The organism is Bradyrhizobium ferriligni (assembly GCF_056837965.1).
In genome coordinates this window covers 1-21,695 of sequence record NZ_JBXEJO010000032.1, presented here as the reverse complement: position 1 = coordinate 21,695, position 21,695 = coordinate 1, and the positions used below count along the sequence as shown (strand labels likewise).

34 protein-coding genes are annotated in these 21,695 nt (G+C 63.7%); 31 read left to right on the top strand and 3 right to left on the bottom strand.

Features of this window, described 5'->3' with window-relative positions; translation table 11 throughout:
• Positions 1 to 7 precede the first annotated feature (7 nt).
• The 30 genes from tuf to AC1VNY_RS19915 all read left to right on the top strand — a co-directional run bounded on the left by tuf (position 8) and on the right by AC1VNY_RS19915 (position 17,406).
• The gene (gene tuf / locus AC1VNY_RS20060; RefSeq protein ID WP_028339316.1) at positions 8 to 1,198 is read left to right on the top strand and encodes an elongation factor Tu; all 1,191 of its coding nucleotides are present in this window, start codon (positions 8 to 10) and stop codon (positions 1,196 to 1,198) included.
• Between the two features lie 86 nt (positions 1,199 to 1,284).
• Positions 1,285 to 1,593 carry a 30S ribosomal protein S10 gene (gene rpsJ, locus AC1VNY_RS20055; protein WP_002712302.1) on the top strand — a complete coding sequence of 103 codons (309 nt, stop codon included), beginning with the start codon at positions 1,285 to 1,287 and terminating at the stop codon, positions 1,591 to 1,593.
• Positions 1,594 to 1,647: 54 nt separating this feature from the next.
• Positions 1,648 to 2,367: a 50S ribosomal protein L3 gene (gene rplC, locus AC1VNY_RS20050; protein ID WP_029081772.1), complete on the top strand. Its 720-nt coding sequence runs from the start codon at positions 1,648 to 1,650 to the stop codon at positions 2,365 to 2,367.
• Between the two features lies 1 nt (position 2,368).
• Positions 2,369 to 2,989, top strand: coding sequence for a 50S ribosomal protein L4 (gene rplD, locus AC1VNY_RS20045; RefSeq protein WP_038383104.1), 621 nt, complete (start codon positions 2,369 to 2,371; stop codon positions 2,987 to 2,989).
• Positions 2,986 to 3,285 carry a 50S ribosomal protein L23 gene (locus tag AC1VNY_RS20040; protein WP_028339313.1) on the top strand — a complete coding sequence of 100 codons (300 nt, stop codon included), beginning with the start codon at positions 2,986 to 2,988 and terminating at the stop codon, positions 3,283 to 3,285. Before rplD ends, AC1VNY_RS20040 begins: the two co-directional genes overlap by 4 nt.
• Before the next feature lie 12 nt (positions 3,286 to 3,297).
• Positions 3,298 to 4,131 carry a 50S ribosomal protein L2 gene (rplB, locus tag AC1VNY_RS20035; protein ID WP_018272138.1) on the top strand — a complete coding sequence of 278 codons (834 nt, stop codon included), beginning with the start codon at positions 3,298 to 3,300 and terminating at the stop codon, positions 4,129 to 4,131.
• Between the two features lie 12 nt (positions 4,132 to 4,143).
• Positions 4,144 to 4,422 (top strand): 30S ribosomal protein S19, encoded by a 279-nt coding sequence (gene rpsS / locus AC1VNY_RS20030; RefSeq protein ID WP_028335459.1) that lies wholly within the window; start codon positions 4,144 to 4,146, stop codon positions 4,420 to 4,422.
• 10 nt (positions 4,423 to 4,432) lie between these two features.
• Positions 4,433 to 4,819, top strand: a complete 387-nt coding sequence (gene rplV / locus AC1VNY_RS20025; RefSeq protein ID WP_016843750.1) for a 50S ribosomal protein L22 — start codon at positions 4,433 to 4,435, stop codon at positions 4,817 to 4,819.
• A 20-nt stretch (positions 4,820 to 4,839) separates the two neighbouring features.
• On the top strand, positions 4,840 to 5,541 hold the full coding sequence (rpsC, locus tag AC1VNY_RS20020; RefSeq protein ID WP_016843751.1) for a 30S ribosomal protein S3: 702 nt from the start codon (positions 4,840 to 4,842) through the stop codon (positions 5,539 to 5,541).
• Between the two features lie 30 nt (positions 5,542 to 5,571).
• Complete coding sequence (gene rplP, locus AC1VNY_RS20015; RefSeq protein ID WP_016843752.1) at positions 5,572 to 5,985, top strand: 50S ribosomal protein L16; 414 nt, start codon at positions 5,572 to 5,574, stop codon at positions 5,983 to 5,985.
• 5 nt (positions 5,986 to 5,990) lie between these two features.
• Positions 5,991 to 6,197, top strand: a complete 207-nt coding sequence (gene rpmC, locus AC1VNY_RS20010; protein ID WP_016843753.1) for a 50S ribosomal protein L29 — start codon at positions 5,991 to 5,993, stop codon at positions 6,195 to 6,197.
• A 10-nt stretch (positions 6,198 to 6,207) separates the two neighbouring features.
• Positions 6,208 to 6,456 (top strand): 30S ribosomal protein S17, encoded by a 249-nt coding sequence (gene rpsQ, locus AC1VNY_RS20005; protein ID WP_016843754.1) that lies wholly within the window; start codon positions 6,208 to 6,210, stop codon positions 6,454 to 6,456.
• A gap of 75 nt (positions 6,457 to 6,531) precedes the next feature.
• Positions 6,532 to 6,900, top strand: coding sequence for a 50S ribosomal protein L14 (rplN, locus tag AC1VNY_RS20000; protein ID WP_011473865.1), 369 nt, complete (start codon positions 6,532 to 6,534; stop codon positions 6,898 to 6,900).
• Complete coding sequence (rplX, locus tag AC1VNY_RS19995; protein WP_482406488.1) at positions 6,900 to 7,214, top strand: 50S ribosomal protein L24; 315 nt, start codon at positions 6,900 to 6,902, stop codon at positions 7,212 to 7,214. The genes rplN and rplX overlap by 1 nt, the downstream gene beginning before the upstream one ends.
• Positions 7,207 to 7,764, top strand: coding sequence for a 50S ribosomal protein L5 (rplE, locus tag AC1VNY_RS19990; protein WP_016843756.1), 558 nt, complete (start codon positions 7,207 to 7,209; stop codon positions 7,762 to 7,764). Before rplX ends, rplE begins: the two co-directional genes overlap by 8 nt.
• A gap of 46 nt (positions 7,765 to 7,810) precedes the next feature.
• Positions 7,811 to 8,116 (top strand): 30S ribosomal protein S14, encoded by a 306-nt coding sequence (gene rpsN / locus AC1VNY_RS19985; protein ID WP_016843757.1) that lies wholly within the window; start codon positions 7,811 to 7,813, stop codon positions 8,114 to 8,116.
• A gap of 15 nt (positions 8,117 to 8,131) precedes the next feature.
• On the top strand, positions 8,132 to 8,530 hold the full coding sequence (rpsH, locus tag AC1VNY_RS19980; protein WP_018272133.1) for a 30S ribosomal protein S8: 399 nt from the start codon (positions 8,132 to 8,134) through the stop codon (positions 8,528 to 8,530).
• A gap of 14 nt (positions 8,531 to 8,544) precedes the next feature.
• Positions 8,545 to 9,078 carry a 50S ribosomal protein L6 gene (gene rplF, locus AC1VNY_RS19975; RefSeq protein ID WP_482406487.1) on the top strand — a complete coding sequence of 178 codons (534 nt, stop codon included), beginning with the start codon at positions 8,545 to 8,547 and terminating at the stop codon, positions 9,076 to 9,078.
• A gap of 11 nt (positions 9,079 to 9,089) precedes the next feature.
• Complete coding sequence (gene rplR, locus AC1VNY_RS19970) at positions 9,090 to 9,449, top strand: 50S ribosomal protein L18 (protein ID WP_482406486.1); 360 nt, start codon at positions 9,090 to 9,092, stop codon at positions 9,447 to 9,449.
• A 58-nt stretch (positions 9,450 to 9,507) separates the two neighbouring features.
• Positions 9,508 to 10,083, top strand: a complete 576-nt coding sequence (gene rpsE, locus AC1VNY_RS19965) for a 30S ribosomal protein S5 (RefSeq protein ID WP_016843761.1) — start codon at positions 9,508 to 9,510, stop codon at positions 10,081 to 10,083.
• A gap of 39 nt (positions 10,084 to 10,122) precedes the next feature.
• A complete protein-coding gene (gene rpmD, locus AC1VNY_RS19960) occupies positions 10,123 to 10,314 on the top strand; it encodes a 50S ribosomal protein L30 (protein WP_028335461.1) in 192 nt (63 codons plus the stop codon).
• 21 nt (positions 10,315 to 10,335) lie between these two features.
• Positions 10,336 to 10,821, top strand: coding sequence for a 50S ribosomal protein L15 (rplO, locus tag AC1VNY_RS19955; RefSeq protein WP_028339310.1), 486 nt, complete (start codon positions 10,336 to 10,338; stop codon positions 10,819 to 10,821).
• A gap of 156 nt (positions 10,822 to 10,977) precedes the next feature.
• Positions 10,978 to 12,312, top strand: a complete 1,335-nt coding sequence (gene secY / locus AC1VNY_RS19950) for a preprotein translocase subunit SecY (protein WP_016843764.1) — start codon at positions 10,978 to 10,980, stop codon at positions 12,310 to 12,312.
• 71 nt (positions 12,313 to 12,383) lie between these two features.
• Entirely contained in the window at positions 12,384 to 13,268 is an 885-nt protein-coding gene (locus AC1VNY_RS19945; protein ID WP_482406485.1) for an adenylate kinase, read from the top strand.
• 189 nt (positions 13,269 to 13,457) lie between these two features.
• Positions 13,458 to 13,826, top strand: a complete 369-nt coding sequence (rpsM, locus tag AC1VNY_RS19940; RefSeq protein WP_028339308.1) for a 30S ribosomal protein S13 — start codon at positions 13,458 to 13,460, stop codon at positions 13,824 to 13,826.
• A gap of 115 nt (positions 13,827 to 13,941) precedes the next feature.
• Positions 13,942 to 14,331, top strand: coding sequence for a 30S ribosomal protein S11 (gene rpsK / locus AC1VNY_RS19935; protein ID WP_006021048.1), 390 nt, complete (start codon positions 13,942 to 13,944; stop codon positions 14,329 to 14,331).
• Between the two features lie 119 nt (positions 14,332 to 14,450).
• On the top strand, positions 14,451 to 15,482 hold the full coding sequence (locus AC1VNY_RS19930) for a DNA-directed RNA polymerase subunit alpha (RefSeq protein WP_035631062.1): 1,032 nt from the start codon (positions 14,451 to 14,453) through the stop codon (positions 15,480 to 15,482).
• Between the two features lie 121 nt (positions 15,483 to 15,603).
• Complete coding sequence (gene rplQ / locus AC1VNY_RS19925) at positions 15,604 to 16,020, top strand: 50S ribosomal protein L17 (RefSeq protein ID WP_028339307.1); 417 nt, start codon at positions 15,604 to 15,606, stop codon at positions 16,018 to 16,020.
• A 288-nt stretch (positions 16,021 to 16,308) separates the two neighbouring features.
• Positions 16,309 to 17,103, top strand: coding sequence for an SDR family NAD(P)-dependent oxidoreductase (locus tag AC1VNY_RS19920; RefSeq protein WP_482406484.1), 795 nt, complete (start codon positions 16,309 to 16,311; stop codon positions 17,101 to 17,103).
• A gap of 6 nt (positions 17,104 to 17,109) precedes the next feature.
• A complete protein-coding gene (locus AC1VNY_RS19915) occupies positions 17,110 to 17,406 on the top strand; it encodes a DUF1330 domain-containing protein (RefSeq protein ID WP_482406483.1) in 297 nt (98 codons plus the stop codon).
• Between the two features lie 102 nt (positions 17,407 to 17,508).
• Here AC1VNY_RS19915 and AC1VNY_RS19910 read toward each other — a convergent pair whose 3' ends face one another.
• The 3 genes from AC1VNY_RS19910 to AC1VNY_RS19900 form a co-directional block, all read right to left on the bottom strand.
• Complete coding sequence (locus tag AC1VNY_RS19910; RefSeq protein ID WP_482406482.1) at positions 17,509 to 18,636, bottom strand: Rv3169 family protein; 1,128 nt, start codon at positions 18,634 to 18,636, stop codon at positions 17,509 to 17,511.
• 69 nt (positions 18,637 to 18,705) lie between these two features.
• On the bottom strand, positions 18,706 to 19,785 hold the full coding sequence (locus tag AC1VNY_RS19905; protein ID WP_482406481.1) for a phosphotransferase: 1,080 nt from the start codon (positions 19,783 to 19,785) through the stop codon (positions 18,706 to 18,708).
• A gap of 191 nt (positions 19,786 to 19,976) precedes the next feature.
• Positions 19,977 to 20,990 carry a zinc-binding alcohol dehydrogenase family protein gene (locus AC1VNY_RS19900; protein WP_482406480.1) on the bottom strand — a complete coding sequence of 338 codons (1,014 nt, stop codon included), beginning with the start codon at positions 20,988 to 20,990 and terminating at the stop codon, positions 19,977 to 19,979.
• Between the two features lie 118 nt (positions 20,991 to 21,108).
• Between AC1VNY_RS19900 and AC1VNY_RS19895 the strand changes: the two genes are divergently transcribed.
• The gene (locus AC1VNY_RS19895; protein ID WP_482406479.1) at positions 21,109 to 21,489 is read left to right on the top strand and encodes a winged helix-turn-helix transcriptional regulator; all 381 of its coding nucleotides are present in this window, start codon (positions 21,109 to 21,111) and stop codon (positions 21,487 to 21,489) included.
• Positions 21,490 to 21,695: the final 206 nt, after the last annotated feature.

Genomic DNA, 21,695 nt, shown 5'->3' with positions numbered 1-21,695 from the left:
GAGTCAAATGGCCAAAGCTAAATTCGAACGTAACAAGCCCCACTGCAACATCGGCACCATCGGTCACGTCGACCATGGCAAGACCTCGCTGACCGCAGCGATCACCAAGGTGCTCGCAGAAACCGGCGGCGCGACGTTCACCGCCTACGACCAGATCGACAAGGCGCCGGAAGAGAAGGCGCGCGGCATCACGATCTCGACCGCTCACGTCGAGTACGAGACGCAGAACCGCCACTATGCTCACGTCGACTGCCCCGGCCACGCCGACTACGTGAAGAACATGATCACCGGTGCTGCCCAGATGGACGGCGCGATCCTGGTCGTGTCGGCTGCTGACGGTCCGATGCCGCAGACCCGCGAGCACATCCTGCTCGCCCGGCAGGTCGGCGTGCCCGCGCTCGTCGTGTTCCTCAACAAGTGCGACATGGTCGACGATCCGGAGCTGCTCGAGCTCGTCGAGCTCGAAGTCCGCGAGCTGCTCTCGAAGTACGAATTCCCGGGCGACAAGATCCCGATCATCAAGGGCTCGGCTCTCGCCGCCCTCGAAGACAAGGACAAGAAGCTCGGCCACGACGCCATCCTCGAGCTGATGCGCAATGTCGACGAGTACATCCCGCAGCCGGAGCGTCCGATCGACCAGCCGTTCCTGATGCCGGTTGAAGACGTGTTCTCGATCTCGGGCCGCGGCACCGTCGTCACCGGCCGTGTCGAGCGCGGCGTGATCAAGGTCGGCGAGGAAATCGAGATCGTCGGTATCCGCGACACCCAGAAGACCATCGTCACCGGCGTCGAAATGTTCCGCAAGCTGCTCGATCAGGGCCAGGCCGGCGACAACATCGGTGCGCTGCTCCGCGGCACCAAGCGCGAGGAAGTCGAGCGTGGCCAGGTGCTGTGCAAGCCCGGTTCGGTCAAGCCGCACACCAAGTTCAAGGCTGAGGCTTACATCCTCACCAAGGAAGAGGGCGGTCGCCACACCCCGTTCTTCACCAACTACCGTCCGCAGTTCTACTTCCGCACCACCGACGTGACCGGTGTCGTGCACCTGCCGGAAGGCACCGAGATGGTGATGCCGGGCGACAACATCGCGATGGAAGTGCACCTGATCGTGCCGATCGCGATGGAAGAGAAGCTGCGCTTCGCGATCCGCGAAGGCGGCCGCACCGTCGGCGCCGGCGTCGTCGCCGCGATCATCGAGTAACTACGCGAATAGGGAATGGCGAGTAGCGAGTGGGTCACTCCATTCGCTATTCGCTACTCGCCACTCACTAAAGAAAGAATACGGCAATGAACGGCCAAAATATTCGCATCCGTCTCAAGGCGTTCGACCATCGAATCCTCGATACGTCGACCCGTGAGATCGTGAACACGGCGAAGCGCACCGGTGCGCAGGTTCGCGGACCGATTCCGCTGCCGACCCGCATCGAGAAGTTCACCGTCAACCGTTCGCCGCACGTTGACAAGAAGAGCCGCGAGCAATTTGAGATGCGCACCCACAAGCGCCTCCTCGACATTGTCGACCCGACCCCGCAGACCGTCGATGCGCTGATGAAGCTCGACCTGGCCGCCGGTGTCGACGTCGAGATCAAGCTCTAAGGTTTTGGATTTTTACGTCCGCCGCTTGCGGACAGAAAGACAGGAAGCACGCCGATGCGCTCCGGAGTGATCGCACAAAAGGTCGGGATGACGCGGGTCTTTACGGAGACCGGTGAGCATATCCCTGTGACCGTGCTGAAGTTGGGCAACTGCCAGGTGCTTGGCCACCGCACGACCGAGAAGAACGGCTATGTCGCTCTTCAGCTCGGCTCGGGCGCCCGCAAGACCGTGTACATGCCCAAGGCCGAACGCGGTCAGTTCGCGGTCGCCAAGGTCGAACCGAAGCGCAAGGTCGCCGAGTTCCGTGTGTCCGAGGACGCGCTGATCCCGGTCGGCGCGGAAATCCAGGCGGACCATTTCGTGGTCGGCCAGTTTGTCGACGTGACCGGCACCTCGATCGGTAAGGGCTTTGCCGGCGGCATGAAGCGCTGGAATTTCGGCGGTCTGCGCGCCACCCACGGTGTGTCGGTCTCGCACCGTTCGATCGGTTCGACCGGTGGCCGCCAGGACCCCGGCAAGACCTTCAAGAACAAGAAGATGCCCGGCCACATGGGCGTCGACCGTATCACCACGCTCAATCTGCGCGTGGTTTCGACCGACGTCGAGCGCGGCCTGATCCTCGTCGAAGGCGCCGTTCCCGGCTCCAAGGGCGGCTGGATCTCGGTGCGCGACGCCGTCAAGAAGCCGCTGCCGAAGGAAGCCCCGAAGCCCGGCAAGTTCAAGGTTGCCGGCGGCGAAGCTGCCGAGGCTGTGGCCGAGAAGGAGGGTGTGTGAGATGGAACTGAAAGTCACCACCCTTGAAGGCAAGGAAGCTGGTTCGGTCCAGCTGTCGGACGAGATCTTCGGTCTCGAGCCGCGCAAGGATATCATCCAGCGCTGCGTGCAGTGGCAGCTGAACAAGCGTCAGGCCGGTACCCACAAAGCCAAGGGCCGCGCCGAGATCTGGCGCACCGGCAAGAAGATGTACAAGCAGAAGGGCACCGGCGGCGCCCGTCACGGGTCGGCCCGCGTGCCGCAGTTCCGCGGCGGTGGCCGTGCGTTCGGTCCGGTGGTTCGCTCGCACGCGACCGACCTGCCGAAGAAGGTGCGCGCGCTCGCGCTGAAGCATGCGCTGTCGGCCAAGGCCAAGGACGGCGGGCTGATCGTGATCGACAATGCGCAGCTCGAGGCCGCCAAGACCAAGGCGCTGCTCGGTCACTTCTCCGGCCTCGGGCTCACCAACGCGCTGATCATCGACGGCGCCGAGCTCAACGCCGGTTTCGCGACCGCGGCCCGCAACATTCCGAACATCGACGTGCTGCCGATCCAGGGCATCAACGTCTACGACATTCTCCGCCGCCAGAAGCTGGTGCTGACCAAGGCTGCGGTTGATGCGCTGGAGGCGCGCTTCAAATGAAGAACATCGATCCGCGCCACTACGACGTCATCATCTCTCCCGTCGTGACGGAAAAGGCGACGCTCGCCTCCGAGCACAACAAGGTGATGTTCAAGGTCGCCGGCAAGGCGACCAAGCCGCAGATCAAGGAAGCGGTCGAGAAGCTGTTCGACGTCAAGGTGAAGAGCGTCAACACTCTCGTTCGCAAGGGCAAGACCAAGGTGTTCCGCGGCAATCTCGGCTCGCAGTCGGACACCAAGCGCGCGATCGTGACCCTGGAAGAGGGCCACCGCATCGACGTGACTACCGGACTATAAGGCGCAACGACGATGGCATTGAAAACCTTTAATCCCACGACGCCGGGCCAGCGCCAGCTGGTCATGGTCGATCGTTCGGCGCTCTACAAGGGCAAGCCGGTGAAGACCCTGACCGAGGGCAAGCTCGGCAATGGCGGTCGCAACAACACCGGTCGCATCACCGTGCGTTTCCGCGGCGGCGGCCACAAGAAGGCCTACCGCACCGTCGACTTCCGCCGCGACAAGGTGGACGTGCCGGCGGTCGTGGAGCGGCTCGAGTACGATCCGAACCGCACCGCGTTCATCGCGCTGATCAAGTATCAGGACGGTGAGCTGGCCTACATCCTGGCGCCGCAGCGTCTGGCGGCGGGCGACACCGTCGTCGCCGGCAACTATGTCGACGTCAAGCCGGGCAACGTCATGCCGCTCGGCAACATGCCGGTCGGCACGATCGTGCACAACATCGAGCTGAAGATCGGCAAGGGCGGTCAGCTGGCGCGCTCCGCCGGCACCTACGCCCAGATCGTCGGCCGCGACCAGGACTACGTGATCATCCGCCTGAACTCGGGCGAACAGCGTCTGGTGCACGGCCGTTGCCGCGGCACGATCGGCGCGGTCTCTAACCCGGATCACATGAACATCTCGATCGGCAAGGCCGGTCGTACCCGCTGGCTCGGCTGGCGTCCGCACAACCGCGGCGTCGTCATGAACCCGATCGATCACCCGCACGGCGGTGGTGAAGGTCGTACCTCGGGCGGTCGTCACCCGGTCACTCCGTGGGGCAAGCCGACCAAGGGCAAGAAGACCCGCACCAACAAGTCGACCAACAAATTCATTCTCCTCAGCCGCCACAAGCGGAAGAAGTAAGGAACGCCGGACATGGTTCGTTCAGTCTGGAAAGGCCCGTTCGTCGAAGGTTCTCTGCTCAAGAAGGCAGATGCCGCGCGCTCGTCCGGCCGTCACGACGTCATCAAGATCTGGAGCCGCCGCTCGACCATCCTGCCGCAGTTCGTCGGCCTGACGTTCGGCGTCTATAACGGCCACAAGCACGTGCCGGTGGCAATCAACGAGGAAATGGTGGGTCACAAGTTCGGCGAGTTCTCGCCGACCCGGACCTTCCACGGCCATTCGGGCGACAAGAAAGCCAAGAAGGCTTGAGGATTAACCGATGAGCAAACCAAAGCGCGAACGTAGCCTCGCGGACAATGAGGCCAAGGCCGTCGCCCGCATGCTGCGCGTCAGCCCGCAGAAGCTCAACCTGGTGGCGCAGCTGATCCGCGGCCGCAAGGCGTCCGCTGCGCTCGCCGACCTGCAGTTCTCGCGCAAGCGGATCGCGGTCGACGTCAAGAAGTGCCTGGAATCGGCGATCGCGAACGCCGAGAACAACCATGACCTCGAGGTTGACGATCTGGTCGTCGCCGAGGCGCATGTCGGCAACGGCATCGTGATGAAGCGTTTTGCTCCGCGCGGCCGTGGCCGTTCGGGCCGTGTGTTCAAACCGTTCTCGCACCTGACCATCGTGGTTCGTCAGGTCGAGGCCGAGGCAAGCGCCTAAGAAGGGCGCAGGAGAAGACGATGGGTCAAAAGATCAATCCAATCGGACTGCGTCTCGGCATCAACCGGACCTGGGACTCCCGTTGGTTCGCCGGCAAGCAGGAATACGGCAAGCTGCTGCACGAGGACGTCAAGATCCGTGAGATCCTGCACAAGGAGCTCAAGCAGGCGGCCGTGGCCCGCATCGTGATCGAGCGTCCGCACAAGAAGTGCCGCGTGACGATCCACTCGGCCCGTCCGGGCGTCGTGATCGGCAAGAAGGGCGCCGACATCGACAAGCTGCGCAAGAAGGTTGCCGACATCACCTCGTCGGACGTCGTGATCAACATCGTCGAAATCCGCAAGCCGGAGCTCGACGCGACCCTGGTCGCTGAATCGATCGCCCAGCAGCTCGAGCGCCGCGTCGCGTTCCGCCGCGCCATGAAGCGCGCCGTGCAGTCGGCGATGCGTCTCGGTGCCGGTGGCATCCGCATCAACTGCTCGGGCCGTCTCGGCGGCGCCGAAATCGCGCGCATGGAGTGGTACCGCGAAGGTCGCGTGCCGTTGCACACGCTGCGCGCCGACGTCGACTACGGCGTTGCCACCGCGTTCACGACCTTTGGCACCTGCGGCGTCAAGGTCTGGATCTTCAAGGGCGAGATCCTCGAGCACGATCCGATGGCCCAGGACAAGAAGATGGCCGAAGGCGACAGCACGCCGCGTTCGCGCCGCGACGCCGCTTGAGGCAAAGCAGGAATTTGAGGGCTTAAAGCCATGATGCAACCTAAGAAAACGAAGTTCCGGAAGGCGCATAAGGGCCGTATCCACGGCGTTGCGACCTCTGGCGCGACGTTGGCGTTCGGCCAGTTCGGCCTGAAGGCGATGGAGCCTGAGCGCGTCACCGCCCGTCAGATCGAAGCCGCCCGCCGCGCACTGACCCGTCACATGAAGCGCGCCGGCCGCGTCTGGATCCGCGTGTTCCCGGACGTGCCGGTGTCGAAGAAGCCCGCCGAAGTCCGCATGGGCTCCGGCAAGGGTGCCCCGGAATTGTGGGTGGTCCGGATCAAGCCGGGCCGCGTGATGTTCGAGATCGACGGCGTGCCGGTGCAGACCGCGAAGGAAGCGCTTTCGCTCGCCGCCGCCAAGCTGCCGATCAAGACGCGCTTCGTTGCGCGCATTGCGGAGTAATCGCCATGGCCGAGATGAAAGTTGAAGACATTCGCGCGATGAGCGACGACCAGCGGGAAGACGCGATCCTGAATCTGAAGAAGGAACGCTTCAACCTGCGTTTCCAGCGGGCCACCGGGCAGCTGGAGAACACCTCGCGGATGCGGGAAGCCCGCCGCGATATCGCTCGTATCAAGACCATCGCTGCCCAGCAGCGCGCGAAGAAGAAGTAAGGGGCCAGCTATGCCGAAACGTACTCTGCAGGGCGTGGTCGTCAGCGACAAGCAAGCCAAGACCATCGTGGTGCGCGTCGATCGCCGCTTCACCCACCCGATCTACAAGAAGACGATCCGCCGTTCCAAGAACTACCACGCGCACGACGAGAACAACCAGTTCAAGCCGGGCGACATGGTCTGGATCGAGGAATCGAAGCCGATCTCGAAGCTGAAGCGCTGGACCGTGGTCCGGGGCGAACACAAGAAAACGGCCTGATTACTTCGGCCTGGCCGAGGGAATTCAGGGAAATTTTGAGCGCGCTAAAGCGCAGAAAGAGGACGAGGTGCATCAATGATTCAGATGCAGACCAACCTCGACGTGGCCGATAATTCAGGCGCACGCCGTGTCATGTGCATCAAGGTTCTTGGAGGTTCCAAGCGCCGCTATGCCACCGTGGGCGACGTTATCGTTGTGTCGATCAAGGAAGCCATTCCGCGTGGCAAGGTGAAGAAGGGCGACGTGATGAAGGCCGTCGTGGTCCGGGTCCGCAAGGACATCCGCCGCGCCGACGGTTCGGTCATCCGCTTCGACCGCAACGCCGCCGTGCTGATCAACAATCAGTCCGAGCCGGTCGGCACCCGTATCTTCGGGCCGGTGCCGCGCGAGCTGCGCGCCAAGAACCACATGAAGATCATTTCGCTCGCGCCGGAGGTGCTGTGATGGCTGCCAAGATCCGCAAGGGCGACAAGGTGATGGTGCTCACCGGCCGCGACAAGGGTCGCACCGGCGAGGTGTTCGAGGTGCGTCCGGACGAGAACAAGGCTCTCGTTCGCGGCATCAACTTGGTGAAGCGTCACCAGAAGCAGACCCAGACCCAGGAAGGCGGCATCATCTCCAAGGAGATGCCGATCGACCTTTCGAACATTGCGTATGTCGGCAAGGACGGAAAGCCGACCCGCATCGGGTTCAAGATTCAGGCCGATGGCAAGAAGGTTCGTGTTGCCAAGAGCTCGGGAGCAGAGATCGATGGCTGATACAGCTTACACGCCGCGTCTGCGCGCGGAGTACGACAAGAAGATCCGCGGCATGATGACCGAGAAGTTCGGTTATGCCAACGTGATGCAGGTGCCGCGCCTCGACAAGGTCGTGCTCAACATGGGCGTGGGCGACTCCGTCAACGACCGCAAGAAGGCCGAGACCGCCGCCGCCGAGCTGACCCAGATCGCCGGCCAGAAGGCGATCGTGACCTATTCGCGGATTGCGATCGCGACCTTCAAGCTGCGTGAAAACCAGCCGATCGGCTGCAAGGTCACGTTGCGCAAGACCCATATGTACGAGTTCATCGACCGCCTGGTGAACGTGGCGCTGCCCCGCGTCCGCGACTTCCGCGGCCTGAACCCGAAGAGCTTCGACGGCCGCGGCAACTATTCGCTCGGCATCAAGGAGCACATCATTTTCCCCGAGATCGACTTCGACAAGGTCTCGGAAGCGCGTGGCATGGACATCACGGTCTGCACCACCGCCAAGACCGACGACGAGGCGCGTGCCTTGTTGACCGCTTTCAATTTCCCGTTCCGGCAGTGAGTAGCTGAGCCAAAGCCACTCAAACGCGGATACCCAGGAGCCAAGCATGGCAAAGAAGAGTTCAGTCGAGAAGAACAACCGGCGCAAGCGGATGGCGAAGAACGCCGGCCCGCGTCGCGAGAAGCTGAAGGCGATCATCGCCGACAAGACCAAGCCGATGGAAGAGCGCTTCGCGGCGACGCTGAAGCTCGCCGAGATGCCGCGCAACTCGTCGCCGACGCGCATCCGCAACCGTTGCGAGCTGACCGGGCGTCCGCGCTCGAACTATCGCAAGAACAAGCTCTCGCGCATCGCGCTGCGTGAACTCGGCTCCAAGGGCCTGGTTCCCGGCCTCGTGAAGTCGAGCTGGTAAGGGAGGGTCGGAACAATGTCTACGCACGATCCGATCAGCGATCTCATCACCCGCATCCGCAACGCGCAGATGCGCTCCAAGTCCAAGGTCTCGAGCCCGGGCTCGAAGATGCGCGCCAACGTGCTCGAGGTGCTGAAGTCCGAGGGGTACATCCGCGGCTACGCCAGCGTCGAGCATGCCTCGGGCCGGAGCGAGCTCGAGATCGAACTGAAGTATTTCGACGGCGAGCCCGTCATCCGCGAGATCGAGCGGGTGTCGAAGCCGGGCCGCCGCGTTTACGCCTCGGTGAAGAACCTGCCGCGCGTGAACAACGGTCTCGGCATTTCGGTGTTGTCGACGCCGAAGGGAATCATGGCTGACCACCAGGCGCGCGACGCCAACGTGGGCGGCGAAGTTCTCTTCACGGTGTTCTGAGGAAGGATTTTACGATGTCACGTATCGGCAAAAGGCCGGTGGCGATCCCGTCGGGTGTGACGGCGACCGTCGAAGGTCAGACCGTCAAGGTGAAGGGGCCGAAGGGCCAGCTTCAGTTCGTCGTGCATGACGACGTCGAGGTGAAGTTCGAGAACGGCCAGGTCAAGGTCGCTCCGCGGATCAAGACCAACCGCGCGCAGGCGATGTACGGCACCGCGCGCGCGCAGGTCGCCAACCTCGTCGAGGGCGTCACCAAGGGCTTCGAGAAGAAGCTCGAGATCACCGGCGTCGGCTACCGCGCCGCAATGCAGGGCAAGAACGTGCAGCTCGCGCTCGGCTACAGCCACGACGTGGTGTACGCGATCCCGGAAGGCATCACCATCGCGGTGCCGAAGCCGACCGAGATCACGATCACCGGCAACGATCCGCAGCGCGTCGGCCAGGTCGCCGCCGAGATCCGCGCCTACCGTCCGCCGGAGCCCTACAAGGGCAAGGGCGTGAAGTACGCCAACGAATTCATCTTCCGCAAGGAAGGCAAGAAGAAGTAACGGAGCCGGTCATGTCACTCAAGGTTACGAATGCCCGGCGCAAGCAGCGCGTGCGCCTTGCGCTTCGCCGCTCGGCAGGCGGCCGTCCGCGGCTGTCGGTGTTCCGCTCGTCCAAGCACATCTACGCCCAGGTCATCGACGACCAGAAGGGCGAGACGCTCGCCTCCGCCTCGTCGCTGGAGAAGACCATGCGCGACGCCGGCAAGACCGGCGCCGACATCGATGCGGCGAAGGCGGTCGGCAAGCTGCTCGCCGAGCGCGCGGCGCAGAAGGGTGTCAGGGAAGTCGTGTTCGATCGCGGCGCCTACATCTATCACGGGCGCGTCAAGGCGCTCGCGGATGCAGCGCGCGAAGGCGGATTGAGCTTCTAAATTTTACGAACGATGACGAGGAAAGAGGCGCAAGGCCTCCTAGAGATTGGAAAACACCATGGCAGGTGAACGCGAACGCGGCGGACGCGAACGGAGCAGGGAGCGCGAGGAGCGCGACAGCGAGTTCGTCGACAAGCTCGTCCACATCAATCGCGTGGCGAAGGTCGTCAAGGGCGGCAAGCGCTTCGGCTTTGCGGCGCTGGTCGTGATCGGCGACCAGAAGGGCCGGGTCGGTTTCGGCCACGGCAAGGCGCGCGAAGTTCCGGAAGCGATCCGCAAGGCGACCGAATCGGCGAAGCGCAACCTGACGCGCGTCGCGCTTCGCGAAGGCCGCACGCTGCATCACGACATCGCCGGCCGTCACGGCGCCGGCCGCGTCTACCTGCGTGCCGCTCCGGCCGGTACCGGCATCATCGCCGGCGGCCCGATGCGTGCGGTGTTCGAGACGCTCGGCATCCAGGACGTGGTGGCGAAGTCGATCGGCTCGTCGAATCCCTACAACATGGTTCGCGCCACGTTCGACGCGCTGAAGCATCAGGATTCGCCGCGCTCGGTGGCGGCACGCCGCAACATCAAGGTCTCCACCCTGCAATCGCGCCGCGTCGGCGGCGACGCCGAAGTGGTGGCGGAATAACAACGCGCGCTTCTCGAAGCGCTATTCGGAGTTACTGTCATGGCCAAGGCCAGCAAGACCATCAAGGTCGAGCAGATCGGCAGCGCAATCCGCCGCCATCACTCGCAGCGTTCGACGCTGATCGGCCTCAAGCTCAACAAGATCGGCCGGGTTGCCGAGCTGCAGGATACCCCTGAAGTTCGCGGCATGATCAGCAAGGTTCAGCATCTCGTCCGCGTCGTCGGCGAGTAAGCAGAGATAAGGAGAAGGGCGATGAAGCTCAGCGATATCGCCGACAACGCCGGCTCGCGCAAGAAGCGCATGCGTGTCGGCCGTGGCATCGGTTCCGGCAAGGGCAAGACCTCGGGCCGCGGCGGCAAGGGCCAGACCGCGCGTTCGGGCGTCCGCATCAAGGGTTTCGAAGGCGGCCAGATGCCGATGCATCGCCGTCTGCCGAAGCGCGGCTTCAACAACATCTTCCGGCTCGACTTCGCCGAGATCAATCTCGACCGTCTGCAGGAAGCGATCGACAACAAGCTGGTCGATGCGAGCGCGACGGTGAACGTCGAATCGCTGGTGAAGGCTGGCGTGCTGCGCCGCGCCAAGGACGGCCTGCGGCTGCTCGGCCGCGGCGAGATCAAGACCAAGCTGACCATCGAGGTGCACGGCGCTTCCAAGTCGGCCATTGCCGCGGTCGAGAAGGCCGGCGGCTCGGTCAAGATCCTGGCCCCCGCCAAGGAAGAAGGCGAGGCGGCGTAACATCTGCGTCATTGCCCGCGACGCGCGGGCAATCCGCAGATCGAATGATGGACTTATCGAGGCCGAGCACCAGATAATGTCCGGTGTCTGCTGGCGCCCAGGGAATTGATCTCCTTGGGGGCGCTGGCGAAGTGGGCTCCGGGAGAAAGCCGAAACATGGTCTCAGCAGCCGAACAACTTGCCGCCAACCTCAATTTCGGACAGCTGGCGAAAGCCGACGAGCTGAAGAAGCGCATCTGGTTCACCCTGGGTGCGCTGCTTGTTTATCGGCTCGGCACCTACATACCGCTGCCCGGCATCGATCCCAACATCTGGGAGCAGGTGTTCCGCAGCCAGTCCGGCGGCATCCTCGGCATGTTCAACATGTTCGCCGGCGGCGGCATCCACCGCATGGCGATCTTCGCGCTGAACATCATGCCGTACATCTCGGCATCGATCATCGTGCAGCTGCTGACCACCGTGTCGCCGCAGCTCGAGGCGCTCAAGAAGGAAGGCGAGGCGGGCCGCAAGACGCTGAACCAGTACACGCGCTATCTGACGGTGATCCTGGCGCTGTTCCAGTCCTACGGCATCGCGATCGGCCTCGAAGGCGCCGGCAATGTCGTCAGCGACCCCGGCATGTTCTTCCGGATCTCGACCGCGATCACGCTGACCGGCGGCACCATGTTCCTGATGTGGCTCGGCGAGCAGATCACCTCGCGCGGCATCGGCAACGGTATTTCGCTGATCATCCTGGCGGGCATCGTCGCCGAATTGCCGTCGGCGCTCGCCAACATGCTGGAGCTCGGCCGCCAGGGCGCGATGTCGACCGGCCTGATCCTGATCGTCATCGTGATGGCGGTCGCCGTGATCGCCTTCATCGTGTTCATGGAGCGCGCGCAGCGCCGGCTTTTGATCCAGTATCCGAAGCGCCAGGTCGGCAACAAGATGTTCGAGGGGCAGTCCTCGCATCTGCCGCTCAAGCTCAACACCTCGGGCGTGATTCCGCCGATCTTCGCCTCGTCGCTGCTGTTGCTGCCGACCACGGTCGCGAACTTCAACGCCGGCAAGGGGCCGGAATGGTTCCAGTGGATCACGACCCAGCTCAGCCATGGCCGGCCGCTGTTCCTGTTCATGTATCTCGCGCTGATCGTGTTCTTCGCGTTCTTCTACACCGCGATCGTGTTCAACCCGACCGAGACCGCGGACAATCTGAAGAAGCATGGCGGCTTCATCCCCGGCATCCGGCCCGGCGAGCGCACCGCCGAGTACATCGACTATGTGCTGTCGCGCATCACGGTGCTCGGCGCGGTGTATCTCGCGATCGTCTGCCTGATTCCTGAAATTCTGATTTCCTACGCATCTGTCCCGTTCTACTTTGGCGGCACCTCGCTGTTGATCGTCGTCAGCGTGACGATGGATACGGTGTCGCAGGTGCAGGGCTATCTGCTCGCTCATCAGTATGAAGGGCTGATCAGGAAGTCGAAGCTCAGGGGAGGCCGCCGCCGCTGATCGCGGCTCGGCTTCGAACTCAAAACACAGGTGTGCGGACGTCGCCCACCTAGCCGGGGGGCGAAACAGAAATGAGATTGATCCTTTTGGGGCCGCCGGGCTCGGGCAAGGGAACCCAGGCGCAGCGGCTGGTGCACAAGCACGGCATCGTCCAGCTCTCGACCGGTGAGATGCTGCGCGCTGCGGTAGCCGCGGGCACGCCGATCGGCTTGCAGGCCAAGGAGATCATGGCCAATGGCGGCCTGGTTCCCGACGAGGTCGTGGTGGGAATCATCGCCGACCGGATCGAGGAGCCCGATGCCAAGAAGGGCTTTATTCTCGACGGCTTCCCGCGCACCGTGCCTCAGGCCGCGGCGCTCGACGATCTGCTCCGGAAAAAGCACCTCAAGCTCGACGCCGTGGTCGAGCTCCGCGTCAACGAGAGCGCGCTGCTCGCCCGCGTTGAGAAGCGTGCCGAGGAAACCCGCGCGCGCGGCGAGGAAGTCCGCCTCGACGACACGCCGGAGGTGCTGACCAAGCGCCTGGCGCAGTACCGTTCGCTGACGGAGCCGCTGATCCACTACTATTCGGAGCGGCGGAAGCTCCTGACGGTCGATGGCATGATGACCATCGAGCACGTCACCCGCGAGATCAACCGGATCCTGACCGCGCTCGGCGCGCTGGAACCGAAGGATCACGAGGATCACGCCCCCAAGGCGGCTAAAAAGGCCGCCAAGGTGGCCATGAGGGCCAGCAAGAAGCCGGCCAAGAAGGTAGCTAAATCAGCCAAAAAGGCCGCCAAATCGGCCCGGAAGGCTGCCAAGGCGCCCTCCAAGGCCAAAGCCGCCAAGAAAACCGTGAAGAAAGCCGCAAAGCAGGCGGTAAAGAAGGCCGCCGGCGCCGCGAAAGCCCGCAAGGGAGCAAAGACCGCCAAAAAGGCGGCAAAAAAGCTCACGAAAAAGCGAGCTAAACGCTAGGAGCGGTTGACGAAACCGACATGAATCCTTTAATAAGCCCCGCATCCAAGTTGGATAGTTTTATGACGATGCCGGGCCCCGAAGGACATGAGGGGAGGGCGTCGTGTTCGCGTTTGTGGACACAAGCCCGAGAGAGCAAGAACTCGAGAAGCCCGTATCCGTGATGGATCGGCGACAGGAGAGAAGTCCGTGGCCCGTATTGCCGGCGTCAACATTCCTACCAACAAGCGCGTTCTGATCGCGCTTCAGTACATCCATGGCATCGGCCAGAAGCACGCGGCCGACATCGTGGAGAAGGTCAAGATCCCGCTGGACCGTCGCGTCAACCAGTTGACCGACCAGGAGGTCCTGCAGATCCGCGAAGTCATCGACCGCGACTATCTGGTCGAGGGCGATCTTCGTCGTGAGGTCGGCATCAACATCAAGCGGCTGATGGACCTCGGCTGCTATCGCGGCCTGCGTCATCGCCGCGGTCTGCCGGTGCGCGGCCAGCGCACCCACACCAATGCGCGCACCCGCAAGGGGCCGGCCAAGGCGATCGCCGGCAAGAAGAAGTAAGATTTGCGAATTGCAGGTGGGGAGTAGCGAATCGAAAATTCGCTACTCGCCATTTGCGTTTTGAGGTGTAGCCGCTGGCACTACGGCGGCGTTGAGATCACAGGAAAGGTTTGAAATGGGCAAGGAAGCCACCCGCGTACGCCGCCGCGAACGCAAGAACATCGCCTCCGGCATCGCGCACGTGAATTCGTCGTTCAACAACACGACCATCACCATCACCGACGCGCAGGGCAACACCATCGCCTGGTCGTCGGCCGGCACCATGGGCTTCAAGGGCTCGCGCAAGTCGACCCCCTATGCCGCGCAGGTCGCGGCCGAAGACGTCTCCAAGAAGGCGCAGGAACACGGCATGCGCACGCTGGAGGTTGAAGTGGCCGGCCCGGGTTCGGGCCGTGAGTCGGCGCTCCGCGCGCTGCAGGCTGCGGGCTTCACCGTCACCTCGATCCGCGACGTGACCACCATCCCGCACAATGGCTGCCGTCCGCGCAAGCGTCGGCGCGTTTGATCTGTAAGTCGCGGGCGGCCTCTGGCCGCCGTGCGATGGTTTTTGGAATTGACCGCGCGGACTGATCCGCGATCTCCAACGCCGGGTTCGGCCATTCGATTTGGCCCCCTGACCGGCAAATGGGTGAAACAGTGACGATCCAGAAAAATTGGCAAGAACTCATTCGACCGAACAAGCTGCAGGTGACGCCGGGCTCGGACGCGAGCCGGTTCGCCACCGTGGTCGCTGAACCGCTCGAGCGCGGCTTCGGCCAGACGCTCGGCAACGCGCTGCGCCGCATCCTGTTGTCCTCGCTGCAGGGCGCGGCGGTGCAGTCGGTGCATATCGACGGCGTGCTGCACGAGTTCTCCTCGATCGCCGGTGTCCGTGAAGACGTCACCGACATCGTCCTCAACATCAAGGACATCTCGATCAAGATGCAGGGCGAAGGCCCGAAGCGCATGGTCGTGAAGAAGCAGGGCCCGGGCGCCGTCACCGCCGGCGACATCCAGACCGTCGGCGATGTCACCGTGCTCAACCCCGACCTGCAGCTCTGCACGCTGGACGACGGCGCCGAGATCCGCATGGAGTTCACGGTCACGACCGGCAAGGGCTATGTCGCCGCCGAGCGCAACCGTCCGGAGGATGCTCCGATCGGCCTGATCCCGGTCGACAGCCTGTTCTCGCCGGTCCGCAAGGTCTCCTACAAGGTCGAGAACACCCGTGAGGGCCAGATCCTCGACTACGACAAGCTGACCATGACGATCGAGACCAACGGCGCCATCACGCCGGAGGACGCGGTGGCCTATGCCGCGCGCATCCTGCAGGATCAGCTCAACGTGTTCGTCAACTTCGAAGAGCCGCGCAAGGAAGTCACGCAGGAGATCATCCCCGATCTCGCGTTCAACCCGGCGTTCCTCAAGAAGGTCGACGAGCTCGAGCTGTCAGTGCGTTCGGCAAACTGCCTGAAGAACGACAACATCGTCTACATCGGCGACCTCGTGCAGAAGTCGGAAGCGGAAATGCTCCGCACCCCGAACTTCGGCCGCAAGTCGCTGAACGAGATCAAGGAAGTGCTGGCCCAGATGGGTCTGCACCTCGGCATGGAAGTGCCGGGCTGGCCGCCGGAGAACATCGACGAGCTCGCCAAGCGCTTCGAGGATCACTACTGATCCGATTCCATCATCATGGCCGGGCTGTCCCGGCCATGATTCTACCGGGCGAACGCAGGCAGCCCACCTGAGCAACATGTCCGACGAACCGTCGCGGCAGATACCAAGTAAGGAATAGACAATGCGTCACGGCAAGGTTCATCGGAAGCTCAACCGCACCGCCGAGCACCGGCGTGCGATGTTCGCCAACATGGCGGCCGCGCTGATCAAGCACGAGCAGATCGTCACCACGCTGCCGAAGGCCAAGGAACTGCGGCCGATCGTCGAGAAGCTCGTCACCCTCGGCAAGAAGGGCGGCCTCGCCCTGCGCCGCCAGGCGATCTCGGAGCTGCGCGACGTCGACCAGGTCAAGAAGCTGTTCGACACGCTGGCGACCCGCTACAAGGATCGCCAGGGCGGCTACACCCGCATCATCAAGGCCGGCTTCCGCTACGGCGACAACGCGGCGATGGCCGTGATCGAGTTCGTCGACCGCGACGTCGACGCCAAGGGCCAGGACTCCGGTCCGACGCAGGACAAGGAAGCCGAGGCGGCGTAAGCCCGGTTACCGAGCAGATTTTGAGAACGGCGCCTTCGGGCGCCGTTTTTATTTGACGGCCGCGCTCCATCCCCGTCGTCCTGGCGAAAGCCAGGACCCATTACCCCAAATCTAAATTGTTGCGCGACGCTGGGGCTCAAATCCTTCTCATAATCACCTGCGGTGGTAATGGGTCCTGGCTTTCGCCAGGACGACGAGGTGTGTTCTATTTCCTCACGCATCGGTGAGACACAATTGCGGTGCATCGTGCCGCGCCCGATATCTCATCGACATCAATGGAGATGACAGATGAAAATCGACCTTTCCGGAAAGACTGCGCTGGTAACCGGCTCCACGGCGGGCATCGGCAACGCCATTGCGAAGGGGCTGGCGGCGACCGGTGCCGAGGTCGTGGTCAATGGCCGCGGCCAGGCCAAGGTCGATGCCGCGATTGCCGCGATCACCAAAGCAGTGCCCGGCGCAAAGGTCCGCGGCATTGCCGCCGATGTCTCGACCGCGGCGGGCTGCAAGGCGCTGCTCGCGGCGCTGCCGGACGTCGACATCCTCGTCAACAATGCCGGCATCTTCGAACCGAAGCCGTTCTTTGACATTCCCGACGAGGACTGGAGCCGCTTCTTCGAGGTCAACGTGATGTCGGGCGTGCGGCTGTCGCGCGGCTACATGCAGGGCATGCTGAAGCGCAACTGGGGCCGCATCGTCTTCATCTCCTCCGAATCCGGCCTCAACATTCCGACCGAGATGATCCACTACGGCATGACCAAGACCGCGCAGCTTGCGATCGCGCGCGGCCTCGCCGAGCTGACCAAGGGCACCGCCGTTACCGTCAACTCGGTGCTGCCCGGACCGACCATGTCCGAGGGCGTCGAGACCTTCGTGAAGGATCTCGCCAAGCAGAACGGCCAGTCGGTCGAGGAGGCGGCTTCGAACTTCGTCAAGCAGCACCGGCCGACCTCGCTGCTGCAGCGCTTTGCCAGCACCGAGGAGATCGCCAATCTCGTGGTCTATGTCTGCTCCAAGCAGGCCTCCGCGACCAACGGCGCCGCGCTGCGCGCCGAGGGCGGCATCGTCAACACGATCGCATGAGGCCGCATGCCGGCCTATGTGATTTCCGAGGTCGAGATGCGGGACGCCGCTGCGTTCGATGCCTATCGGACGCTGGCGGCGAACACCATCGCGCAATATGGCGGGCGCTACGTCGTGCGCGGCGGCGCGGCTGAACTGGTGGAGGGCGGTCCACCACCGAACGCGATCGTCATCGTCGAATTTCCGACCATGGCGCGCCTGCGCGAATGGTACGCATCACCGGAATACGCCGAAGCGTTGAAGCTTCGCGCAACCGCGCTGGAGCGACGCCTTCTGTTCGTCGAGGGCGTGCCGCCGATCTAGAGCGTTTTCGAGCGAAGTGGATACCGGTTCGCGTGAAGAAAACGCGTCAAAACAAGAATCTAGAGCCCCGTTCCGATTCAATCGGAACGGGATAGGCTCTAGCTATCCCTTCGCGCCGTCCAGGAATTCGCTGAAGCCCGCGGGACGGTAAGGGCCGAAGCAAATCTGCTCCAGCACGCCAATTCCGGTCTGCCCGCCCTGGCGGGCGCGGACCACCTGCTGCACGTGCACATTCTCGCGGGCCAGCGGGTCCAGCGTGACTGGATCGAACGACTCGCCGCCGATCTCGAGCTCGCCCTTCCACATGCCCTGGCCCCATTGCGGATGGCCGTAGCCGAGGCCCTTCATCTGGAATTTGAGGATCGGGTCGAGCGCGATGGTCGTGGTGTGGCCGTCGATATCGACGAGGTCGATTTCAGCCGACTGCGCGAGCCGGGTGTTCGGCACGTATTTGACGCGATGCCGCGCGGTCGCCATGCGGCGGTCGAGGCCGTCGATCACGCCGGGGATCTCGGCCTCGCTTCGGTAGAGCGGCGCGGTGATGCCCTCGCGGACCAGCGCTTCGCCCTGCGTCCCGTCGAAGAAGATCGCGTGCGAGATGTGGTCGTCCCAGACCAGCGGCGCCCAGAGGAAGAACACGCTCGGTGGCGGCATCGGCGCGCCTCCGACGTCGCGCTCGCCGACATTGCGCACGCCCCAGGAGCGATCCTTGGTGCCGTAGCAGGTGCGATCGTCGACCTTGATCCCGCCGTCGGGGTGGCTGATGACGCCGCTCCAGCGGCCGAACTGGTCGAACCGGGTCGAATCCATCGCGCGGCGGCCGCCGGACCAAAGCGTCTGGCGCGCTTCCTGGATCGCCGCCGTGCGCGCGGAGAAGGTCAGGTCGCAGGCGAGGCCCGTCGCATTGTCGTCGAGCACGACCCGGGTCCGCAGCATCGGCTCGAGCACTTCGAGCCGGAACGGACCGACCTGCATCTCGGTGCGCTCGATCGGGGCCCGCCGCGAACCGTAAAAGCAGTGCTGCCGCCCACCGCGTTCCACGACGCTGAAGGCGCAATCGAGGATCTTGCGGTGCGGGTAGATCGCGATGCCGATGCCGAAATAATACGCGCCGTCGGCGGTATAGCCATTGAACCAGGTCCGATCATAGACATTGCGGTCGCTGGTCGAGGGAACCGCGATCGGCTCCGGCGTCTGGTGGATGGGGAAGTCGTCCAGTTTGTTGAGCACGCCGATCCCTTTCGCTGTCCTGACGCGTCATCCGCACGCGAACCGCTATACGGTTCGCTCGAAAACGCCCTAGTCCTGCCAGTATGAAAAACTGTTGTGGTCCAGCGCTTGCGCGCAGGCGCCGCGGGTCATTTTCAGGAACAGCGCGTCGCCGCGCTCGGAGCGCTGGACGCTGAGCGCGGAGACGACGCCCATCATGATGCCGTGCAGCGTGTAACGCCGGTAATCCCGCCAGCAATCGTCCCAGCCATATCCCCGCACGCCGCGCCGGATCAGTTCCGAATGATAGAACCGCACCAGGTCGGCCTCATGAAGCCGTCGTTCGATCGGATCGATGCCGGCCGAGAGGAAATAGGCGACGTCGACGATTCCCGGGCCCACTGTCAGCGTCTGCCAGTCCAGCGTCGCCATCGGATGGGTATTGCCGCGGACGTCGAACAGCATGTTGTCGAGCCGGAAATCCGCGTGCTGCAGCGTTCGCGGCGCCGATCGATCGGACTGGTAGCGCAATAGCGCGTCCGGAAGCCGGTCGATCAGATCAAGAAATTCCGGCTCGATCACGCCGCGATATCGCTCCTTGTAGTGACCGATGATGCCGGGCAGCACCGCGCGAAGGTCTCTGCGCCGGCTTGCGGCCACCACGAAGCATTGCACGGTGTCGAGCGTCGGGTCGTTCCAGCGTGGTGCATGCAGCGCGGCGGCCTCACGCATCGCCGTCAGGCAGTCGGCGATCACGCATCCGGCGAGCTGATCACCCGCGCGCGCCGGCGCCAGGTCCTCCAGGATCAGGGTGAAGTCGTCGGTCGCCGGATCGATCTCGGCGAGAATCGGCCGCGGCGTGTGAATGGCGACGGTCGCGGCCAGCTCGCGATAGAACGCGACCTCGCGGACGTAAAGCGTATGCGCGGAACCGGAGTGGCGGCTGTCGGGATCCGCGGCCGGGAATTTTCCGACCACGCTCGCGGGCGTGTTCGGCTCATCGCCGTCATAGGTCAGGTGAAATCGATAGCTGTCGCCGACGAGGCCATTGCCGACCGGCTTGCACGCGAGATCGACGACCCTGACCTGGTCGATCACGCCGGCTTCGCGCAGCGCCCGCGTCATCCACTCCGGATCGATCCGCGACGGATCGGCCGTGAGCAAATTCATCGGTTTCCTCCCATCCCCGTGGGCGTCACCACCGCTCCAGCCGCGTCTTGCGCGGTTGGATTGAGGACGGGGTGATCGTTGCGCAAATCATACAGGCGATGCCGTGGCTTTGGCAAAAGCCGCGGCGGGCCTGTGGGGATATCATGCCCGGGATGTTGCCCCCGGGCATGAGGAAGCGGACGTTAGGAGCCTTACCAGCCTTCCAGCACGATCTTGCCGCGTGACTTGCCGCTTTCCAGTAAAGCGTGGGCGCGCTTGAGGTTCGCAGCGTTGATGGTACCGAAGGTCTGGTCGAGCGTGGTGCGCAGCACGCCCTTGTCGATCAGGTCGGCGACATCGTTGAGCAGATGATGCTGCGCGATCATGTCAGGCGTCTGGAACGAGGAACGCGTGAACATCGATTCCCAGTGCACCGAAACCGCCTTGCCCTTGAACGCGGCGACGTTGAACTCCGGCGGATCGTCGATCAGGCCGAACTTGCCCTGCGGCGCGATGAAGTCGGCGATCGACTTGTAGTGCTGGTCGGTGAAGGTGAGGCTGGCGACGAGGCCGACCGGCGGCAACTTCAGTTTTTCGATCTGCTCCTTCATCGGCTGCGAGTGGTCGATCACCGCATGGGCGCCGAGATCGCGGCACCACTTTTGCGACTCCGGCCGCGTTGCGGTCGCGACCACGGTCAGCCCGGTGAGGCGGCGCGCAAGCTGGATCAGGATCGAGCCGACACCGCCGGCGCCGCCGGTGATCAGCAGCGTGCGCGGATCGAGGCTCTTGCCCGGCACCGCGCCGAGCCGGTCGAACAGCAGCTCCCACGCGGTGATCGAGGTCAGGGGCAGGGCGGCGGCCTGCGCGAAGGAAAGCGACGCCGGCTTGTTGCCGACGATGCGTTCGTCGACCAGGTGAAATTCCGAATTGGTGCCCTGGCGCAGGATCGAGCCCGCGTAGAACACCTCGTCGCCGGGCTTGAAGAGCGAGACGTCGGGCCCGACCGCGTCGACCACGCCGGCCGCGTCGAAGCCGAGGATCTTGTAGCCGCCGTCGGTCGGCGCCGCGCGCTTGCGCACCTTGTAGTCGACCGGATTGGCCGAGATGGCCTTCACCGCGACGCGGACGTCGCGCCCCTTCGGCTCGGACTTGGCGATCTCGAAATCGACGAGCGAATCCGCCGCCTCGATCGGCAGCGATTTTTGGTATCCGACGGCCTTCATGCCTGGTCTCCGTGGTGGGCGATTGCCTGCCGTCTTACCTGTCGCGCTGGCGTCCTTTTGGCAAGTACTGTAAAAACAGGGAACTAGTCCCTGTTTGTATACTATTGGGAAATCTCCGATGAAACGGCAGAATTTTGCGCGCCGGCCGGGCTGCGCGGTCGAGGCGGCGCTGGACCTGATCGACGGCAAATGGAAGGGCGTGATCCTGTACCACTTGCAGGCCGGCACCCAGCGGTTCGGCGAGCTGCGGAAGCGGATGCCCGGCATCACCCAGCGCATGTTGACCAAGCAGCTGCGCGCGCTCGAGGACGATGGCCTCGTGATCCGCAAGGTCTATGCCGAGGTGCCGCCGCGGGTCGAATATACACTTTCCGAACTCGGCGAGAGCCTGCGCCCGGTGATCGATATTTTGAAAGCCTGGGGCGAGGGCCATCAGAAGCGGCTGTCTTGCGCGCCGGCGCCGGAGGTCGTTGTGAAGAAGGCGAAGCGCGCGGCTTGAAAGCATGTTCGAGCGACGCACTCCGCTTCACCTCGCCCCGCGTGTGGCAGGGCAATCGCATATGGAATGAACCGATTCTTCCGCACCGTCATGGCCGGGCTTGTCCCGGCCATCCACGTCTTTCTTCGCCTGGAAACAAAGACGTGGATGCCCGGGACAAGCCCGGGCATGACGAGTTTGTGGAGCTGTCTCTTATACAACTCTCC

Excerpts from the sequence above, each read along its gene's own strand:
- tuf (WP_028339316.1), top strand. The coding sequence starts at position 8 with ATGGCCAAAGCTAAATTCGAACGTAACAAGCCCCACTGCAACATCGGC.
- rpsJ (WP_002712302.1), top strand. The coding sequence starts at position 1,285 with ATGAACGGCCAAAATATTCGCATCCGTCTCAAGGCGTTCGACCATCGA.
- rplC (WP_029081772.1), top strand. The coding sequence starts at position 1,648 with ATGCGCTCCGGAGTGATCGCACAAAAGGTCGGGATGACGCGGGTCTTT.
- rplD (WP_038383104.1), top strand. The coding sequence starts at position 2,369 with ATGGAACTGAAAGTCACCACCCTTGAAGGCAAGGAAGCTGGTTCGGTC.
- AC1VNY_RS20040 (WP_028339313.1), top strand. The coding sequence starts at position 2,986 with ATGAAGAACATCGATCCGCGCCACTACGACGTCATCATCTCTCCCGTC.
- rplB (WP_018272138.1), top strand. The coding sequence starts at position 3,298 with ATGGCATTGAAAACCTTTAATCCCACGACGCCGGGCCAGCGCCAGCTG.
- rpsS (WP_028335459.1), top strand. The coding sequence starts at position 4,144 with ATGGTTCGTTCAGTCTGGAAAGGCCCGTTCGTCGAAGGTTCTCTGCTC.
- rplV (WP_016843750.1), top strand. The coding sequence starts at position 4,433 with ATGAGCAAACCAAAGCGCGAACGTAGCCTCGCGGACAATGAGGCCAAG.
- rpsC (WP_016843751.1), top strand. The coding sequence starts at position 4,840 with ATGGGTCAAAAGATCAATCCAATCGGACTGCGTCTCGGCATCAACCGG.
- rplP (WP_016843752.1), top strand. The coding sequence starts at position 5,572 with ATGATGCAACCTAAGAAAACGAAGTTCCGGAAGGCGCATAAGGGCCGT.
- rpmC (WP_016843753.1), top strand. The coding sequence starts at position 5,991 with ATGGCCGAGATGAAAGTTGAAGACATTCGCGCGATGAGCGACGACCAG.
- rpsQ (WP_016843754.1), top strand. The coding sequence starts at position 6,208 with ATGCCGAAACGTACTCTGCAGGGCGTGGTCGTCAGCGACAAGCAAGCC.
- rplN (WP_011473865.1), top strand. The coding sequence starts at position 6,532 with ATGATTCAGATGCAGACCAACCTCGACGTGGCCGATAATTCAGGCGCA.
- rplX (WP_482406488.1), top strand. The coding sequence starts at position 6,900 with ATGGCTGCCAAGATCCGCAAGGGCGACAAGGTGATGGTGCTCACCGGC.
- rplE (WP_016843756.1), top strand. The coding sequence starts at position 7,207 with ATGGCTGATACAGCTTACACGCCGCGTCTGCGCGCGGAGTACGACAAG.
- rpsN (WP_016843757.1), top strand. The coding sequence starts at position 7,811 with ATGGCAAAGAAGAGTTCAGTCGAGAAGAACAACCGGCGCAAGCGGATG.
- rpsH (WP_018272133.1), top strand. The coding sequence starts at position 8,132 with ATGTCTACGCACGATCCGATCAGCGATCTCATCACCCGCATCCGCAAC.
- rplF (WP_482406487.1), top strand. The coding sequence starts at position 8,545 with ATGTCACGTATCGGCAAAAGGCCGGTGGCGATCCCGTCGGGTGTGACG.
- rplR (WP_482406486.1), top strand. The coding sequence starts at position 9,090 with ATGTCACTCAAGGTTACGAATGCCCGGCGCAAGCAGCGCGTGCGCCTT.
- rpsE (WP_016843761.1), top strand. The coding sequence starts at position 9,508 with ATGGCAGGTGAACGCGAACGCGGCGGACGCGAACGGAGCAGGGAGCGC.
- rpmD (WP_028335461.1), top strand. The coding sequence starts at position 10,123 with ATGGCCAAGGCCAGCAAGACCATCAAGGTCGAGCAGATCGGCAGCGCA.
- rplO (WP_028339310.1), top strand. The coding sequence starts at position 10,336 with ATGAAGCTCAGCGATATCGCCGACAACGCCGGCTCGCGCAAGAAGCGC.
- secY (WP_016843764.1), top strand. The coding sequence starts at position 10,978 with ATGGTCTCAGCAGCCGAACAACTTGCCGCCAACCTCAATTTCGGACAG.
- AC1VNY_RS19945 (WP_482406485.1), top strand. The coding sequence starts at position 12,384 with ATGAGATTGATCCTTTTGGGGCCGCCGGGCTCGGGCAAGGGAACCCAG.
- rpsK (WP_006021048.1), top strand. The coding sequence starts at position 13,942 with ATGGGCAAGGAAGCCACCCGCGTACGCCGCCGCGAACGCAAGAACATC.
- AC1VNY_RS19930 (WP_035631062.1), top strand. The coding sequence starts at position 14,451 with ATGGGTGAAACAGTGACGATCCAGAAAAATTGGCAAGAACTCATTCGA.
- rplQ (WP_028339307.1), top strand. The coding sequence starts at position 15,604 with ATGCGTCACGGCAAGGTTCATCGGAAGCTCAACCGCACCGCCGAGCAC.
- AC1VNY_RS19920 (WP_482406484.1), top strand. The coding sequence starts at position 16,309 with ATGAAAATCGACCTTTCCGGAAAGACTGCGCTGGTAACCGGCTCCACG.
- AC1VNY_RS19915 (WP_482406483.1), top strand. The coding sequence starts at position 17,110 with ATGCCGGCCTATGTGATTTCCGAGGTCGAGATGCGGGACGCCGCTGCG.
- AC1VNY_RS19905 (WP_482406481.1), bottom strand. The coding sequence starts at position 19,785 with ATGAATTTGCTCACGGCCGATCCGTCGCGGATCGATCCGGAGTGGATG.
- AC1VNY_RS19900 (WP_482406480.1), bottom strand. The coding sequence starts at position 20,990 with ATGAAGGCCGTCGGATACCAAAAATCGCTGCCGATCGAGGCGGCGGAT.
- AC1VNY_RS19895 (WP_482406479.1), top strand. The coding sequence starts at position 21,109 with ATGAAACGGCAGAATTTTGCGCGCCGGCCGGGCTGCGCGGTCGAGGCG.